General features: G+C 71.0%; 9 protein-coding genes. 6 read left to right on the top strand and 3 right to left on the bottom strand.

The window, feature by feature from the left end; translation table 11 throughout:
• Window positions 1–100: 100 nt before the first annotated feature.
• Window positions 101–2,839 (bottom strand): beta-L-arabinofuranosidase domain-containing protein, encoded by a 2,739-nt coding sequence (locus tag ADK67_RS32135; protein ID WP_197289719.1) that lies wholly within the window; start codon window positions 2,837–2,839, stop codon window positions 101–103.
• 624 nt (window positions 2,840–3,463) lie between these two features.
• On the opposite strand from ADK67_RS32135, the gene ADK67_RS32130 reads away from it, so the two are divergent.
• Together ADK67_RS32130 and ADK67_RS32125 are read left to right on the top strand one after the other, a co-directional pair.
• A complete protein-coding gene (locus ADK67_RS32130; RefSeq protein ID WP_053720307.1) occupies window positions 3,464–7,813 on the top strand; it encodes an alpha-L-arabinofuranosidase C-terminal domain-containing protein in 4,350 nt (1,449 codons plus the stop codon).
• Window positions 7,814–7,818: 5 nt separating this feature from the next.
• Entirely contained in the window at window positions 7,819–10,236 is a 2,418-nt protein-coding gene (locus tag ADK67_RS32125; protein ID WP_157620975.1) for an OmpL47-type beta-barrel domain-containing protein, read from the top strand.
• Here the strand turns inward: ADK67_RS32125 and ADK67_RS32120 are convergent.
• Complete coding sequence (locus ADK67_RS32120) at window positions 10,233–11,126, bottom strand: helix-turn-helix transcriptional regulator (RefSeq protein WP_082404127.1); 894 nt, start codon at window positions 11,124–11,126, stop codon at window positions 10,233–10,235. The two genes, ADK67_RS32125 and ADK67_RS32120, sit on opposite strands and share 4 nt — an antisense overlap.
• 134 nt (window positions 11,127–11,260) lie before the next feature.
• On the opposite strand from ADK67_RS32120, the gene ADK67_RS32115 reads away from it, so the two are divergent.
• The 3 genes from ADK67_RS32115 to ADK67_RS32105 are packed head-to-tail and all read left to right on the top strand — an operon-like array spanning window position 11,261 to window position 14,788.
• Complete coding sequence (locus ADK67_RS32115; RefSeq protein WP_053720305.1) at window positions 11,261–12,178, top strand: MBL fold metallo-hydrolase; 918 nt, start codon at window positions 11,261–11,263, stop codon at window positions 12,176–12,178.
• Window positions 12,179–12,203: 25 nt separating this feature from the next.
• Window positions 12,204–13,658, top strand: a complete 1,455-nt coding sequence (locus tag ADK67_RS32110; protein WP_053720304.1) for a carboxylesterase/lipase family protein — start codon at window positions 12,204–12,206, stop codon at window positions 13,656–13,658.
• A 59-nt stretch (window positions 13,659–13,717) separates the two neighbouring features.
• Entirely contained in the window at window positions 13,718–14,788 is a 1,071-nt protein-coding gene (locus ADK67_RS32105) for a helix-turn-helix domain-containing protein (protein WP_053720303.1), read from the top strand.
• 7 nt (window positions 14,789–14,795) lie between these two features.
• Here ADK67_RS32105 and ADK67_RS32100 read toward each other — a convergent pair whose 3' ends face one another.
• Window positions 14,796–15,260: a hypothetical protein gene (locus tag ADK67_RS32100; protein WP_053720302.1), complete on the bottom strand. Its 465-nt coding sequence runs from the start codon at window positions 15,258–15,260 to the stop codon at window positions 14,796–14,798.
• A 179-nt stretch (window positions 15,261–15,439) separates the two neighbouring features.
• On the opposite strand from ADK67_RS32100, the gene ADK67_RS32095 reads away from it, so the two are divergent.
• The gene (locus ADK67_RS32095; protein WP_053720344.1) at window positions 15,440–16,078 is read left to right on the top strand and encodes a TetR/AcrR family transcriptional regulator C-terminal domain-containing protein; all 639 of its coding nucleotides are present in this window, start codon (window positions 15,440–15,442) and stop codon (window positions 16,076–16,078) included.
• Window positions 16,079–16,095 lie beyond the last annotated feature (17 nt).

Here is a 16,095-nt window from a genome sequence, read left to right as displayed (position 1 = left end):
GTCCCGAACCTTTCGGCCGGTCGTGGGTGGACATCACGCCGGACACCTGATGTCCACTGGTCGGGTGCCGGATCGGCACCCGACCAGTCGAGGGTTGTGGCTAGATGAAGCGCCAGAGGTGGTCGTTGGTGCCGTTGTCGTCCCAGATGACGATCTGCGCACCGGGGGTGGACGAGGCGCCGGTGACGCCGAGGACGCGACCGCCGTTGGCGCACTGGATGCGGAAGTAGCCGTTCGCGCCGTAGCGGAGCCGCCAGAGGTGGTCGTTCGTGCCGTTGTCGGCCCACTGGAGCACGCGGGAGCCGTTGGCGGTCGCGGCGTTCTCGACGCCGAGGAGCTTGCCGCTGTGCGAGTTGCGCAGCTTGAGGTACCCGCCGGTGTCCGGGACGGCGGTCCAGAGGTGGTCGGCGGTGCCGCTGTCGCCCCACTGCACGACCAGGCCGCCGTCGGCGGTGGACATGTCCCGCACGCCGAGCACGAGACCGCTGTTGAGGTTCTGGATGCGCCGCGCGCCGTTGGGGACGAAGCGCCAGCGGTTGTCCGGGCTGCCGTTGTCCGGGTCCTGGACGGCCACCGCGCCCGCGGCCGTGGAGCCGTTGAGGATGCCCAGCAGCTTGGCGCTGTTGGCGTTGCGGATGCGGTGGGTGCCGTCGCCGTTGTCCAGGACCGTCCAGCGGTGGTCCGCGGTGCCGGTGTCGGCCCACTGGAGCACGCGGGCGTTGTCGGCGGTCGACATGTCCTGCACGCCGAGCACCTTGCCGCTGTTGCCGTTGCGGAACCGCACCGCCGAGCCGTCGACGACCAGCGCCCAGTTGTGGTCCGGGGTGCCGGTGTCGTTCCACTGCAACGCGGAAGCGCCGTCCGCCGTGGACATGTCCTGCACACCGAGGACGAGGCCGCTGGAGGCGTTGACCAGCCGGTAGCCGGCGGTGGTCGTGCCGCCTTGGCCGGGAGCGCGCCAGTAGACGGTGTAGTTGTGGCCGTGGGCGTCGTAGAACGGCCCGAGGTTCACCCTGGAGCCGTCGGCGACCGCCGTGAAGGCCAGCGCGGTGGTGCTGGTGCGGGTGATCGACGAGGCGTCGAGCGTGGGCAGGGCGGTGAACGACGTGCTGCCGTAGTTGCCCGACAGCACGACCGGGCCGTAGGTGATCGCGGAGACGCCGGGGTCGTCGTTGGCCGCACGCAGGACGACCCGCATCGGCAGGCGGACGGTGACGGTGTCGCCGGACGTCCACGACCGGGTCAGGGACGCGTAGCTGCCGGGCGTGGTGGTGACGTTCTGAGCGACGCCGTTGACGCTGACGGTCGCACCGGCGGTCCAGGACGGGATGCGGACGCGCATGGTCCACGAACCGGCCGCGTTGCCGGTGACGGTGAGGGTCGTGGTGTCGCTCGCGGGGTAGCTGGTCGCCTGGGTGACCGTGATGCCGCGCTGCGACCAGTTCAGCACCGACGGCATGAACAGGTTCACCGTCAGCGTGGTGCCGTTGTGGAAGTAGATCGAGTCCATCAGCTTGGTGTTGGTCTCGACGCCGGTGCCCTGGCAGCACCAGAACGTGCCGTAGTCGGTGCTGAAGCTGCCGCCGCCGACCACCGGCCCGGCCTGGCCGCGGCGCCCGCCCGGGTTGAGCGCGGTGAAGTAGCAGACGTGCCCGTGGGCGGAGGCGGGGTCCTGCTGGCCGATGAGGTGGTTGAGCAGCGCCTGCTCGTAGTAGTCGAAGTACGCGACGTTGTCCGGTTGCAGCTGCCACAGCTCACGGGTCAGCTTGAGCATGTTGTAGGTGTTGCACGCCTCCGCCGTGTCGGGCCGCAGGTACTGGGCGATGGCGTTGGGCGCGCGGAAGTGCTCGGCCTGGCTGTTGCCGCCGATGACGTACGTGTGCGCGGCGACCGTGATGTTCCACGCGTTGGTGGCGATGTCGCGGTAGCGGGTGGTGCCGGTGGCCTTGTACTCGCGCGCCGCGCCGACCCACTTGGGCACCTGGGTGTTGGCGTGCAGGCCGTCGAGCCGGTCCTGGTTGGCGGCCAACGGGTCGAACACGGCCGCGTGGTCGAACCGCTGCGCCACGGTCAGCCAGCGCGCGTCGCCGGTCTGCTGGTACAGGTCGGCCAGGACCTCGTTCATGCCACCGAACTCGGTGCGCAGCGTGACCTGCATCTGGCTGTAGGACAACCGCGCCGTGCGCCAGTCCACCCAGCCGGCGAACCGCAGCAGGACGTCACGCGCCTGCGTGCTGCCGATGTGGCGCCACACGTCCAGCAGACCGGCCAGGGTCTTGTGCAGGCAGTAGTACGGCACGCCCTTGCGCGTGCCCTGCTCCACCGAGGTGAAGTCGGACTCCGGGAACCCCGACAGGTAGCCGGCGTTGAACCCGGCCGCCGCGTTGTTCGCCTGGCACTTCGCCAGCTCGGCCACCATGTGCTCGGCCTTGTCGCGGCAGACGGTGTCGCCCAGCACGGCCCACGCCTGCGACCACGCGGTCAGGAAGTGCCCCTGGCTGTGCGTGCGGAACTCGAAGTCCGGCGCCTCCCAGCCGCCCAGCGCCGCCGCACCCTGCGTGGACAGGCGGTGGTTGGCGCGGAAGTTGTAGAGCAGCCGTTCGACGTCGACGAACCGCAGGTAGCTCACCGTGCGGTTCTGGTTGTCCAGCCAGCGGCTCGCGGTCAGGCGCACCTGGCCGAGGTCGAACGCGCGGGCCGAGACACCGAGGTCACCGCGCACGGGCGGCACCACGGCGGCCGAGGCCGTGCCGGCGCCGACCGCGGCGGGGAGGGCGGACGCGACGGCGGTCGCACCCGCTGCCTGCAACAGAGCTCGTCGGCTCAGCGAAGGGGACACTAGGCACTCCAGTGCGGTGAGAGAGGTTGATCGACGTGCGGAGCCGTGCCGCCGACCAGGGGCCGATGACGGCGGGCGCGGCGACGATCGCGGCGAGCGGCACGGCGACCAGGAGGACGTCGCACACCGGCCGCCGGGACGTGAAAGGGCGGGCTCGGTGGGAAGGACTACTTGACGGTCGACAGCCGTCTCGCGCCGGTTCGGCGGATCGGGCGGTTCCGCTCGACGGCCTCTACCCGGCCACGAGATGCGCGCACAGCCATGCATCGCCTCCTTGCGAGCTTGGTCAACGTGCTCCCAGGCCCGGCCGGGTTTCGGGCGGAGGAGCGGCGGCCCGAACCGTAACCCCGGTCACCACGCACAGCAAGACTTCGATCGCAGAAAATGTTAGCGATAACAGCCAGTAGTGGGGAAACTTCGCGTGTCGGCGACTGGGGAAGCATGAGGCAGGTTGCCGGCGGGCGGCGGTGCTCGCCGCCTTGCGCACCGCGCCTGACCTCGCACATCGGCGCCGGGTTCACCGTTGTGAACCTCCCTTGACGATCAGGTCTGTTAACGCTCACACTCCCCGGTGGTAACGCTGGCATTTCCTACGGCGGTGGAACTCAGAGTGGAGCCCTCCTCATGACGACAGCGCAGCGGTCGGTCGGCAGACCGGGCCGACGGTGGATCAGTGCCCTGGTGGCCGCGGCTCTGCCGGTCACCCTCGGTGTCGCGCTCTCCGCGGTGACCGCCCCCAGCGCGGGGGCCGTCGAAGGAGAGACCTGGACGGACGACTTCGCCTCGACCACGCTCCGGCCGGAGTGGGGGATCGTCAACGAGGACCCGAACGCCTGGACCCTCCGCGACGGATCCCTGCGGGTCACCGGCCAGACCGGTGACACCTACCAGGCGGTCAACACGGCGCGTAACGTGTTCATGGTCGACATCCCGGCGGGCGACTTCACCGCCGAGGTGACCGTGCGCGCCCAGGTCGCCAAGACCTACCAGGGCGCCGGGCTGATCGCCTGGCAGGACATGGACAACTACGTCCGCTCGGGCCTGACCTTCGTGGGCACCCTGGCCCCGTCCGGGATCGCGATCGAGAACGACGTCGAGACCGCGGCGGCGTTCCGCGCCGAGCGGTTCGTCGACCGGCCGGGCTCGACCGGCGAGGCGCTGCAGCTCCAGCGGGTCGGGGACACCATCACCACCCGGTACAAGGACGCCTCCGGAGCGTGGGTGGACGCCTCGGCGGTCACCGCCGCGTTCCGGACGACCCAGGTCGGCCTCTACGCGTTCGGCGCGCTCGACGGCACGGCGCTCGACGCCGCGTTCGACGACTTCCGGGTCACCGCGGCCGCGGGCCGGGACATCCAGCCCGCCGGCACGTTCTCGATCAAGGGCGCCACGGGCGGCCACCTGGTCGAGACCGAGGCCGGACTGGCGCTCTCGCCCGAGCCGCCGCTGTCCACCCTGGTCTTCACCGCGGCCGCCCAGGCCGACGGCACGGTCCACCTGCGCACCGCCGAGGGCGACCGCCCGGTCGTCGTCACGGACGGCCGCCTCGCGCTCGGCCAGACCGGCGGCGCGGCCTCGCCCGTGCGGCTGACCGACGCCGCGGGCGGCGAGCTCTTCCTGCGTGACGCCGACGGCACCGGCTACGCGGGCGGCACGGGCCCGCTGGTGCTCGGCGACAAGGCCGCCGCGGTCCGCTTCAAGCTCTCCCAGGTCAGCACGTCCGACGCCGAGCTGGCCATCGACGGCGACGCGGCCGCCGCGCAGATCAGCGACACGATGTTCGGCATCTTCTACGAGGACATCAACTACGCCGCGGACGGCGGCCTCTACGCCGAGCTGGTGCGCAACCGGTCGTTCGAGTTCAACTCCTCGGACAACGAGAGCTTCACCGGCATGACCGGCTGGGAGGTCGTCAACGGCGGCGGCACGGCTCCGCAAGCGCTCGTCGTCGACGACGACACCCGGCTCAACACCATGAACCGCAACCACTTCCGGCTGGTCGCCGACGGTCCCGGCGACGGCCTGCGCAACCTCGGCTACAACCGCGGCTTCGCGGTCAAGGCGGGCGCGACGTACGACGCCTCGGTGTGGGCGCGCACCACGACCGCCCAGGACCTGGCCATCCGCCTGGTCAGCGCGGACGGCGCCGTCACCTACGCCGAGGGCGCCGTGGCCGTGGACGGCTCGGACACCTGGAAGCAGTACCCGGTGACGCTCACCGGCGCCGCCACGACCGACGCCGCACGCCTCGTCGTCACCGCGGGCGCGGCCTCGACCGTCGGCCTCGACATGATCTCGCTCATGCCGCAGGACCGCTGGGTCGGCCCGGTGAACGGCAAGTCGGTGCTCCGCAAGGACCTGGCCGAGAAGATCGCCGCGATGAAGCCGACGTTCCTGCGCTTCCCCGGCGGCTGCGTCACCAACGTCGGCACGTTCCGCACCTACGAGGAGAGCGGCTTCACCGACCGTCGCCGCACCTACCAGTGGAAGGAGACGATCGGCGCGGTCGAGGAGCGCCCGACCAACTGGAACTTCTGGGGCTACAACCAGACCTACGGCATCGGCTACCTCGAGTACTTCAAGTTCGCGGAAGACCTCGGCGCCGAACCGCTGCCCGTGGTGTCCGTGGGCGCCAACGGCTGCGGCAGCACCATCCCCGAGATGAAGGACCCGGCGGTGATCGCCCGCTGGGTCGACGACACCCTCGACCTCATCGAGTTCGCCAACGGCGACGTCACCACCGAGTGGGGCGCCAAGCGGGCCGCGCTCGGCCACCCGGAGCCGTTCGGGCTGGAGATGATCGGCCTGGGCAACGAGGAGAACACCACGACCTTCGAGGCGAACTTCCCGGCGTTCCGGGACGCCATCGAGGCGCGCCACCCGGAGATCACCATCATCTCCAACTCCGGGCCGGACGACGCGGGCGCGCGGTTCGAGACCCTGTGGGACTACAACCGCCGCCAGAACGTCGACATGGTCGACGAGCACTACTACAACGACCCCGACTGGTTCCTGCTGAACAACCACCGCTACGACAGCTACGACCGCAACGGCCCCAAGGTGTTCCTGGGCGAGTACGCCTCGCGCGGCAACACGTTCCGCAACGCCCTGGTCGAGGCGTCGTACATGACGGGTCTGCAGCGCAACGCCGACGTGGTGCGGCTGGCGTCCTACGCGCCGCTGCTGTCCAACGAGTCGTACGTGCAGTGGAACCCGGACGCCATCTGGTTCGACAACGACGAGTCGTGGAACACCCCCAACTGGGAGGTGCAGAAGATGTTCGGCAACAACGTCGGTGACGAGGTCGTGCCGAGCACCTTCAACGGCTCCGTCAACCAGTCGGTCGTCAACGGCGGCATCTTCCTGTCCACCTGGAACACCGCCGCCGCCTACGACAACGTCAAGGTCACTTCCAACGCCAACGGTGAGACGCTGTTCTCCGACGACTTCACCAACGGCGACCAGTGGAACCCGACCGCAGGCACTTGGGGCGTCGCCAACGGCGAGTACGTCCAGTCGTCCGCCACGACCACCGACGCCCGCAGCATCATCGACGAGGCGTACGCGAAGAACTGGACGAACTACACCCTCGAACTCGACGCCAAGAAGCTCTCCGGCGCCGAGGGCTTCCTCGTCGGGTTCGGCGCCAAGGCCACCAACGACTTCTACTGGTGGAACCTCGGCGGCTGGAACAACACCCGGTCGGTGCTGCAGAAGGCCTCGGGCGGCAGCGCGGTCGAGGTCAAGTCGGTCGAGGGCCACAGCGTGGACACCGGCGCGACCTACCGCGTGAAGGTCGTCGTCGCGGGCAACACCATCTCGCTGTACCTCAACGGCGAGCTGCAGATGACCTACGAGTCCGGCGCGGACGAGAAGCTGTTCCAGGTCGTCACCCGGGACAAGGCCAGCGGCGACATCGTGGCCAAGGTGGTCAACACCTCGGACGAGACCGTCCGCACGCGGGTCAAGGTCGCCGACGCGGGCGTGCTGCCCGACGGCGAGGTCACCCAGATGACCGGCGCGCCCGGCGACACCAACACCAAGGCCGACCCGACCAAGGTCGTGCCCACGACCCGGCAGCTCAGCGGGCTGTCGAACGACTTCGGCTACGACTTCCCCGCGCAGTCGATCACGTTCCTGCGGCTGCGCACCACCGACGCCGTCGCACCGGTCGTCGGCGACGTGACCGTGCAGGGCAGGACCGTCAACGGCTGGTACGGCGACCCGGTCACCGTGTCGGCGACCGCCACCGACGACCGGCGGCTCGACCGGATCGAGTTCCGCGTCGACGGCGGCGCGTGGTGGTCGAGCCCCGACGCCGAGGTGCAGGTGAGCGGCGACGGTCAGCACACCGTGGAAGTACGCGCCGTGGACGCGGCGGGCAACGTCGGCGTGATCCGTCCCGTCACGTTCGGCATCGACAGCGTCGCGCCGGTCTCCAACGCCACGGTGGACGGCGCCGCGCGCACCGTCGCCGTCCGCGCCGCGGACTCCGGAGTCGGGGTCGACCGGATCGAGACCCGGGTCGGCACGGCCGACTGGCAGCCGTACGCGGCCCCGGTCGTGGTCGGCAACGCCGAGACCGCCGTGCAGTTCCGCGCGGTCGACCGGCTGGGCAACGTCGAGGAGCCCGGAACGGTCGTGGTGCCCGCGAAGCAGGCGCAGCTGAAGTCGACCACGACGACGGTGACGCCGTCCAAGCCGAGGGTCGAGCAGGGCACCGTCCTCCCGCTGACCGTGAAGGTCGGCAGCACGTCCGGCGGCACGACGCCGACCGGCGAGATCCGAATCCTGGAGTCGTCCGTGCCCCTGGCATCAGCGACCTTGACCAACGGGACCGCCACGGTGTCGCTCGACACCAGCGGCCTGAGCGTCGGTGACCACACCCTCGTCGTGCGCTACCTCGGCGACGGCGGGCACAACCCATCGCAGACCAGCCTGGTCGTGCGCATCACCAAGCCGAGGAGAGGGTGATCGGGATGAGGATCGCCATGCGCAAGCGGACCGCCCTCGCGCTGCTGGGCGCCGCACTCCTGGCGGGCGGACTCGCCGCCGTGCCCGCCTACGCGACCGCACCTGGCCTGATGGCCTCGTACGCGGTGGAAGAGACCGCGCAGGCCGCGGTCGACGCCGTCACGCTGACCGACGCCGACGGCGTGCGGGGGAACCTCACCCTTCCCCTGACCAGCGCCAACGGTGCGACGCTGGCGTGGCAGTCGGCCAACGAGAGCGTCGTGACCGACACCGGCGAGGTCACCCGGCCCGCGCACGGCGGCGAGCCGGTGACGGTGGACCTGACCGTCACCGCCACGCTGGCCGGCGGCACGGCGACCCGCACGATCCCGGTCACCGTGCTCCCGCTGCCCGCCACCGCGAGCCACGAGGCGTACTTCTTCCCGTACTTCGTCGGTGAGAGCACCGACGACGGCGAGAAGATCTACTTCGCCGCGTCGAAGGGCAACGACCCGCGGTCCTGGGACGAGCTGAACAACGGCCGCCCAGTGCTCACCTCGACCATGGGGGAGCGGGGCCTGCGCGACCCGTTCCTCATCCGGTCGCACGAGGGCGACAAGTTCTACCTGCTGGCGACCGACCTGAAGATCTTCGGCGGCAACAACTTCAGCGAGGCGCAGGAGTCCGGCAGCAAGCACCTGATGGTGTGGGAGTCCACCGACCTGGTGCACTGGTCGGAGCAGCGGATGATCAAGGTGTCGTCGGACTTCGCGGGCAACACCTGGGCGCCCGAGGCGTTCTACGACGAGGCGTCGGGCAACTACGTCGTCTACTGGGCGTCGAACCTCTACCCGACGACCGACGTCGCCACCCGCGACTTCCGGACCTCCTACAACCGGATGATGTACGCGACCACGCGCGACTTCCGCACGTTCAGCGAGGCGCGGCCGTGGGTCGACGTCAAGCGGGGCACCGGTCTCGGCATGATCGACGCGACCGTGGTGCGCGACGGCGACACGTTCTACCGGTTCATCAAGGACGAGGCGTCCATGACGGTCCGGCAGGAGAAGTCGACCGACCTGATGGCCCCGGTCACCGGGACGCTGCCGACCACGACGTCCGCGCCGTGGTCCCTGGTCCGCGAGCGGATCGGCGTCGGCCAGCCCAACCCGTGGGGCGGGACGTTCACCGGCGGCGAGGGTCCGACGGTGTTCCGCGACAACGTGGTGCCCGGCCGCTGGCACATGCTGATCGACCAGCCGAGCTACCACGGCGGTCAGGGGTACCTGGCGTTCCAGACCGACGACATCGCCTCCGGTGTGTGGACGGCGGTCCCGGACTCGGCGCTGCCGCGCAGCCCGCGGCACGGCACGGTCATCCCGATCAGCCAGGCCGAGCTGGACGCGCTGCGTGCGGCGATGCAGCCGAACCTGCTGGCCAGGTCGGTCGCGTCGGTGTCGGTGCGGACCCGTGAGGGGGTGGCTCCGTCGCTGCCGTCCACCGTGGACGTGACCTACGCGGACGGCTCGACCCGGGCGACCCCGGTGTCCTGGGCCGACGTGGACCCGTCGCAGTACGGGTCGTGGGGTTCGTTCCAGGTCGAGGGCACGTTGGCGGGCCAGGTGGTCCGCGCCAGGGTGACGGTGATCGTGACCGACAGCCTCGACCCGACGGTGTCGCTGAGCACGACGCCCGCGTCGCCGACCGGCGACTGGTTCACGGTTCCGGTCGAGGTGAAGGCCACGGCCGCCGACGAGAACGGCGTGCAGTCCACCGAGATGGCCGTGGACGGCGCGTGGCGCACCACCGACGTGGTGACGTTGACCGACGGCAGGCACACCGTGCAGGCCACGGCGACGGACATCACCGGGAACGTGTCGAGCCTCGTGACCCGGGACGTCAACGTCGACACGCAGGCGCCGGTCAGCCGTGCTTCGTGGAACGGCACGGCGCGGTCGGTGTCCGTCGTGGCCGCGGACGACACCTCCGGCGTCGCGCGGGTCGAGTACCAGGTGGGCGACTCGGCCTGGACGACGTACACCTCGCCGTTGACCTTCGGCGACGTCGCCACGACGGTGCGGTACCGGGCCGTCGACCACGCGGGCCTCGTCGAGCAGGTCAACACGATCTCCGTGCCGCGGGAGACGCTCGACCCGAGCACCACGACCGCCACCCTCAGCCGGGACGCGGTCAGGCTCGGCGGCGACGCGTTCGCCCGGGTCGAGGTCAAGGGTGACCCCCACGCCCGGACGGGAGCCGTCCGGATCATCTCCGGCGGTGACCTGGAAGTGGGTCGCGCCACCCTGGTGAACGGACGTGCGACCGTCTCCATCGACACCGCCGCACTCGGCGTGGGCCGGTGGCAGCTGACCGTGGTCTACGACGGCGACGCCAACCACGCCCCGTCGTCGACGACGGTCGTCCTGAAGGTCAACAAGCGCTAGTGCCACGCGAAGCGGTCGTCCCGACGCGCGTCGGGACGACCGCTCGTCTGTCGGAGCAGTGCGAGAGCCTCCTCGGAGGGCGAGCCGGCGGGGGTCGTGCAGAGGATCAGCACCTGTTCCGGCGAGCGGGCGATCGACAGGGTCTGCTGCGTCACGTGCACCGTGCCCACGACGGGGTGGTGCAGCTCGTAGGACGTGGCGTCGCAGGGTTCCACGCTGTGGTCGCCCCAGAGGGCGACGAACTCCGGGCTCTTCATCGTCAGCTCGCCGATCAGCTCCGCGAGCAGCGGGTCCTCCGGGTGCTTGCCGACGGTGATCCGCAGGTTGCCGACCACCGCCCGGGCCTTGAGCCGCCAGTCCGCGTACAGCTCCCGGCAGTGCGGGTCCAGGAACACCAGCCGGCTCATGTTCGGCCGCACCGCCGGGTCGTCCGGGCTGTGGAAGTCCAGGTGGCCGGCCAGCAAGGCGTGCCCGAGGGCGTTCCACGCCAGCACGTCCGTGCGCCGGCCGAGCACCAGCGCCGGAACGCCGTCCACGGCGCGCAGGACGTCCCGCGTCTCGTCGGTGAGCTTCTCGGGCCGGGGGCGGCGTGCGCGGGGAGTGCGGCGGGCGGCCCCGGCGAGCCGGTCGAGGTGCTCGCGCTCGTGGTCGTCGAGCTGCAGTGCGCGGGCGATCGCTTCGAGCACCTCGGCCGACGCCCCGCGGGACAGCCCCTGCTCCAACCTCGTGTAGTACGAGACGCTGACGCCCGCCAGCTGGGCCAGTTCCTCGCGCCGCAGCCCGGCCACCCGCCTGCGGGGCCCGAGGTCGCGCAGCCCGACGTCCTGCGGACGCAGCAGCGCCCGTCTGGCCTGCAGGAAGTCGCCGAGTGGGCCGGGTCCGTCGTCCATGCGCCCAGTATCCGGCGCACCGTCCGATCCCAGCCACCCCCCGCGAGGGGTAGGACAAGGCGGGAGTGGTTCGTGCGCGTCCGTCTGGCCAGGCTCGGTCTCGGCAACCTGCCCCGAACCGAGGACGGACCACAATGGATGAGAACCCGGACCAGATCACCCTGGGCGACGTCACCGTCACCCGGGTCAAGGAGTTCTACGGCTCGGTCGGGATGACGCCGGGCCAGTTCTTCCCCGGCAGCCCGGACGGCTCGTGGGACGAGCACCGCGGCTGGCTGGCGCCCGACTTCTGGAACCCGGACACGGACGAGTGCCACTCCGCGATCCAGTCCTGGCTGCTGCGCAGCGAGGGGCGCACGATCCTCGTCGACACCGGCGTGGGCAACCACAAGGACCGGCCCTACGCGCCGGTGTGGAGCCGCCAGGACACCGACTACCTCGACAACCTCGCCGCCGCCGGTGTGCGGCCCGAGGACGTCGACGTCGTGGTCAACACGCACCTGCACATCGACCACGTCGGCTGGAACACCCGGCTCGACGGCCGCACCTGGGTGCCGACCTTCCCGAACGCCACGTACCTGATGACACGGCGGGACTTCGAGTTCTGGGACCCGGCCAACGAGCACGAGTCCGTGCTGGGCCGCGGGAACCAGAACGTCTTCGAGGACAGCGTCGCGCCGGTCCACGAAGCGGGCCTGACCGAGCTGTGGGACGGGTCGTACCGGATCGACCGGAACCTGCGGCTCGACCTCGCACCGGGGCACACCCCCGGCTCGTCCGTGCTCGCCCTGGAATCCGGCGGCGACCGGGCCCTGTTCGTCGGGGACCTCGTGCACACCGCGCTGCAGATCGTGGAACCGGAGACCAACTCCTGCTTCTGCGAGGACCCGGCCGAGTCCCGGGCCACCCGGCACAAGCTGCTCGGCCACGCCGCCGAGCACAACGCGCTCGTCTTCCCCGCTCACTTCGCCGGCCAGGGCGCGGTGGAGGTCGAGCGGAACGGGTCGAAGTTCGCGCTCAAGGAGTGGGCGGCGTTCTCCCGCATCTCCTGACACTCCCGGAAAGGCAGCGTTTCCCATGACCCAGCACGCAGACCCGATCGTCGAAACCCCGGCGGGCGCCGTGCGCGGCACCCGTGACGAGTCCGGCGAGTTCTACCGCGCCATCCCGTACGCGGCAGCACCGACCGGCGCCCTCCGCTTCACCCCGCCCGCGCCGCACCCGGGCTGGTCCGGCGTCCGCGACGGCACGCAACCGTCACCCACGGCTCCCCAACCGGTCCGCGACTTCGGCCGGCTCGACATGACCCCCTACTTCGGACCGGGCTGGGTCCGGGGCGAGGAGTACCTGACCGTCGACGTCCGCACGCCGGCCGCCGACAGCGGCAGGCGACCCGTCATGGTGTTCGTGCACGGCGGCGGATTCGTCACCGGCTCGACCCGTGCCGCGCTCTACGACGGCAGCGCGTTCGCCCGTGACGGCATCGTCCTCGTGACCGTGAACTACCGGCTCGGCGTCCCCGGTTTCCTCGACCTGGAGGGCGCACCGGCCAACCGCGGGCTGCTCGACGTGTTCGCCGCGCTCGGCTGGGTGCGCGCCGCGATCGCGGCGTTCGGCGGCGACCCGGACAACGTCACGGTCTTCGGCCAGTCCGCGGGCGGCACGCTCGTCGGAGCGCTGCTCGCGACACCGGAGGCCAAGGGCCTGTTCCGGCGGGCGATCGTCCAGAGCGGCAGCGGCACCGGCGCCTTCACCCCGGAACAGGCGCAACGGGTCACCGCCGCGGCGGCCGCCGCGCTCGGGGTCGAACCGACCGCCGAAGCGTTCGCCGCGATCCCGGACGAGCGCTTCCTGGAGATCCTGCCCGCACTGGCCGGCCTCGACCTGCGCACCGGCGCCGCCACGGACCCGCTGGCCGGCCTCAGCCCGTTCAGCCTGGTCCTCCCGGTCCAGCCCGCCGACGGTCTCGCCGACGGCCCGGCCCGCGACGTCGACCTGCTGATCGGCGCCAACACCGAAGAGGGGCACCTCTACCTCGTGCCGCGGGGCGACCTGGAGTCCTCCACGATGGCGGACGTGCTCGCCACCGCCGCCACGGTGTACGCGGACCCGGAGCCCAAGATCGCCGCGCACCGAGCGGCACGGTCGACCGCGACACCGGGCGAACTGCGCTCCGCGGTGCTCGGGGACGCCCTGTTCGGAGCCGGCACGGCCCGCCTGGCGCAAGCCCACGCGCGGATCTCCGGCGGCCGCACGCACGTCTACTCGTTCGGGTACCGCTCGACGGCACTGGGCGGACGACTCGGCGCCACCCACACCGTCGAGCTGCCCTTCGTCTTCGACATCGCCGACCAGCCCTGGCTGCACGGTGACACCGGCCTGCTCGGCCCCGACCCCGTCCCGGACGGCCTGGCGGCCCGGGTGCACACCGCCTGGGTCGCGTTCGCCGGCACCGGGGACCCGGGCTGGGCCGCGTACGACCCGGAACACCCCGTGGCGGAGATCCTCTCGCCCGTGGACGCAGGGCAGTGATCCAGGTCACCTGACCGTGGGTTGAAACGCAAGCGGCTTGAGGTTCCATAGTCGACTTCGTGAACGACAACCACCTGTACCCCATCGGGGACGCGGCGCGCCGCACCGGGTTGAGCGTGAGTGCCATCAGGTTCTACGCCGACGCCGGGGTCATCGCGCCCGCCAAGCAGACCGACGGCGGGCACCGGCTCTACGACGTCGAGACCATCGCGCGGCTGGAACTCGTCCGGACCCTGCGCGACCTGGGCGCGGGCCTGGACGACATCCGCGGGCTGCTGGCCGAGGAGACCAGCCTGCACGAGCTGGCCGAGACCCACCTGCGCGTGGTCGAGCGGCACCTGCGCGACCTGCGGGCGCGGCGTGCCGTGCTGCGCACCATCGTCAACCAGGCCACCACCACCGAACGGGTAGCGCTCATGCACAGCCTCGTGTCGATGTCCGACGACAGCCGCAACCAGCTCCTGGACGAGTTCTGGAGCGAGGTCACCGACGGCCTCGCCGTCCACCCGGCCTACGTCGAACACCTGCACCGGATGCGGCCCCAAGTGCCGGAGGACCCCACCACCGAGCAGCTCCAGGCGTGGATCCAGCTGGCCGACCTCGTGCGGGACGCCGCGTTCCGCGACGCGGTGCGCCAGTTCTTCCACGCGAGCTTCGCCTCGCCCAGGTCCGTCGACCTGACCACACCGGACATGATGGCGCACGCGGAGAAGCGCCGGCAGCTCGAACTGGAGGCACGGGAAGCCGAGCGGTCGGGGCTGTCACCGGAGTCACCGCGGGCGCGGGAGATCGCCGAACGGCTCTTCGCCTCGTACGCCGACCTCATCGCCGGCACCGTCGGCGCGCCGCTGGACGAGCAAGCACTCGTCGACCTGCGCCGGTCCATGACCCACCCCGATCCGGACGCGGTCGGCAGCCAGGTCGCCGAGCGGTTCGTCTCGGAGGTCACCGGCCTGCTCGGCACCTACCTGTCCCTGATGGCCACCATCAACGACACCCCGCCGGACGAGTGGCTCACGACCGGGCCGAGCGACAAGTGGATCGCCGCCGCCCTCCGCGCATCCGGATCGCCCGTCGCGCCGACGGTCTCCCCAGGCGCTGCCGGGGGAGACCGCCCGCATGCTTCCTAGCGGGGTGTCAGCAGGTCCGGATGTTCCGGATCGCCCACCTCGCCACGGATTCACCCGCGATGGTCTGAGGGGTGAACACCTTCACCGGGCCCCGCCACGTGCGCGTGAACAGCCACAACCCCTCGAAGGCCCAGGCGTCGGCGCAGTACCCGGGCCCGACGTAGAAGGACACGGCCCGGGTCCAGTAGTGCGGGTCGCCGTCCGTGCGTCGGTGGCCCGGCAGGATCGCCTGGTACAGGCTGTCGACGTAGTCCCTCGACACGCCGAGCCCGCTGGCGTTCTCGTTGCTGATGTAGCTCCTGAGCTGCAGCGGCGCGACGGGAGAACCGGCGTCCGCTGCCGAAACCGCGCCGTCCGCTCGCACCGCCGGAGTGCTCGACGCGGCGTTCACGGGAGCGGCCAGCGAAATCGCGGCGACTACCGGTAAGAACAGCAGCACCAGCCTCCGTGCCAGGACGTTCAGCTTCCTCATCGTGACCCTCTTCTCGTTGTCCCTCCGGCCACCCGGAGGCCCGGGCGGTCACGGCGCCATCGTCGGAGGCCGTCCCTGTGGATTCCTGACGGGATCCCGCAACGAGCAGGTCACAGCGGTACGCGGACGTCACGCGGGTCAGCTTCACGGGGTGCGTGAACGGCGTTAAGGTGTCGCTCGTGACCAAGGGCATCACCCGGGAGCGGATCGTGACGGCGGCGCTCGAGCTCCTCGACGACAAGGGCATGGACGGCCTCACCGTCCGCGCCCTCGCCACCCGGCTCGACGTTCGCGCACCCGCCCTGTACTGGCACGTGCGCAACAAGCAGGAGCTGCTCGACGAGATGGCCACCGAGGTCATGCGCCGGGTCACCGGAACCCTCGCGGCGATTCCGCCCGGCGCCGGCTGGCGCGACGACCTCGCTGCCTACGCCCGCGTGCTGCGCTCGGAGTACCTGCTCCACCGCGACGGGGCCCGCACGTTCAGCGGCACGAGGCTCACCGACCCCGGTGTCGTCCGCATGAAGGAGCCGTGGTTCGAGCGCTGGGCCGCGTCCGGCCTGACCTCCGCCGAAGCCGACGACGCGGTCGACCTGGTCACCGCGTTCGTCGTCGGCTTCGTCATCGAAGAGCAGGAACGACGCCAGGCCGCCGAGACCGATCCGGCGCGGTACTCGGTCGATCAGCGCGAGGACTGGCTGGGCGAGGGAGCGTCGCTGGTCAAGGAAGCCGGGCGCCTCCACGACGACGGCGACCAGCGGTTCGAACGCCATCTCGACATCGTGCTGGACGGGCTCGCGGCCCGATTGGACCGCTGAGCCGTCCGCACCCGTGC

The sequence above is a fragment of the Saccharothrix sp. NRRL B-16348 genome (assembly GCF_001280085.1).
Lineage (GTDB): Bacteria > Actinomycetota > Actinomycetes > Mycobacteriales > Pseudonocardiaceae > Actinosynnema.
The sequence above is the reverse complement of the archived record's forward strand: the minus strand, read 5'-3'. Positions and strand labels throughout refer to the sequence as shown.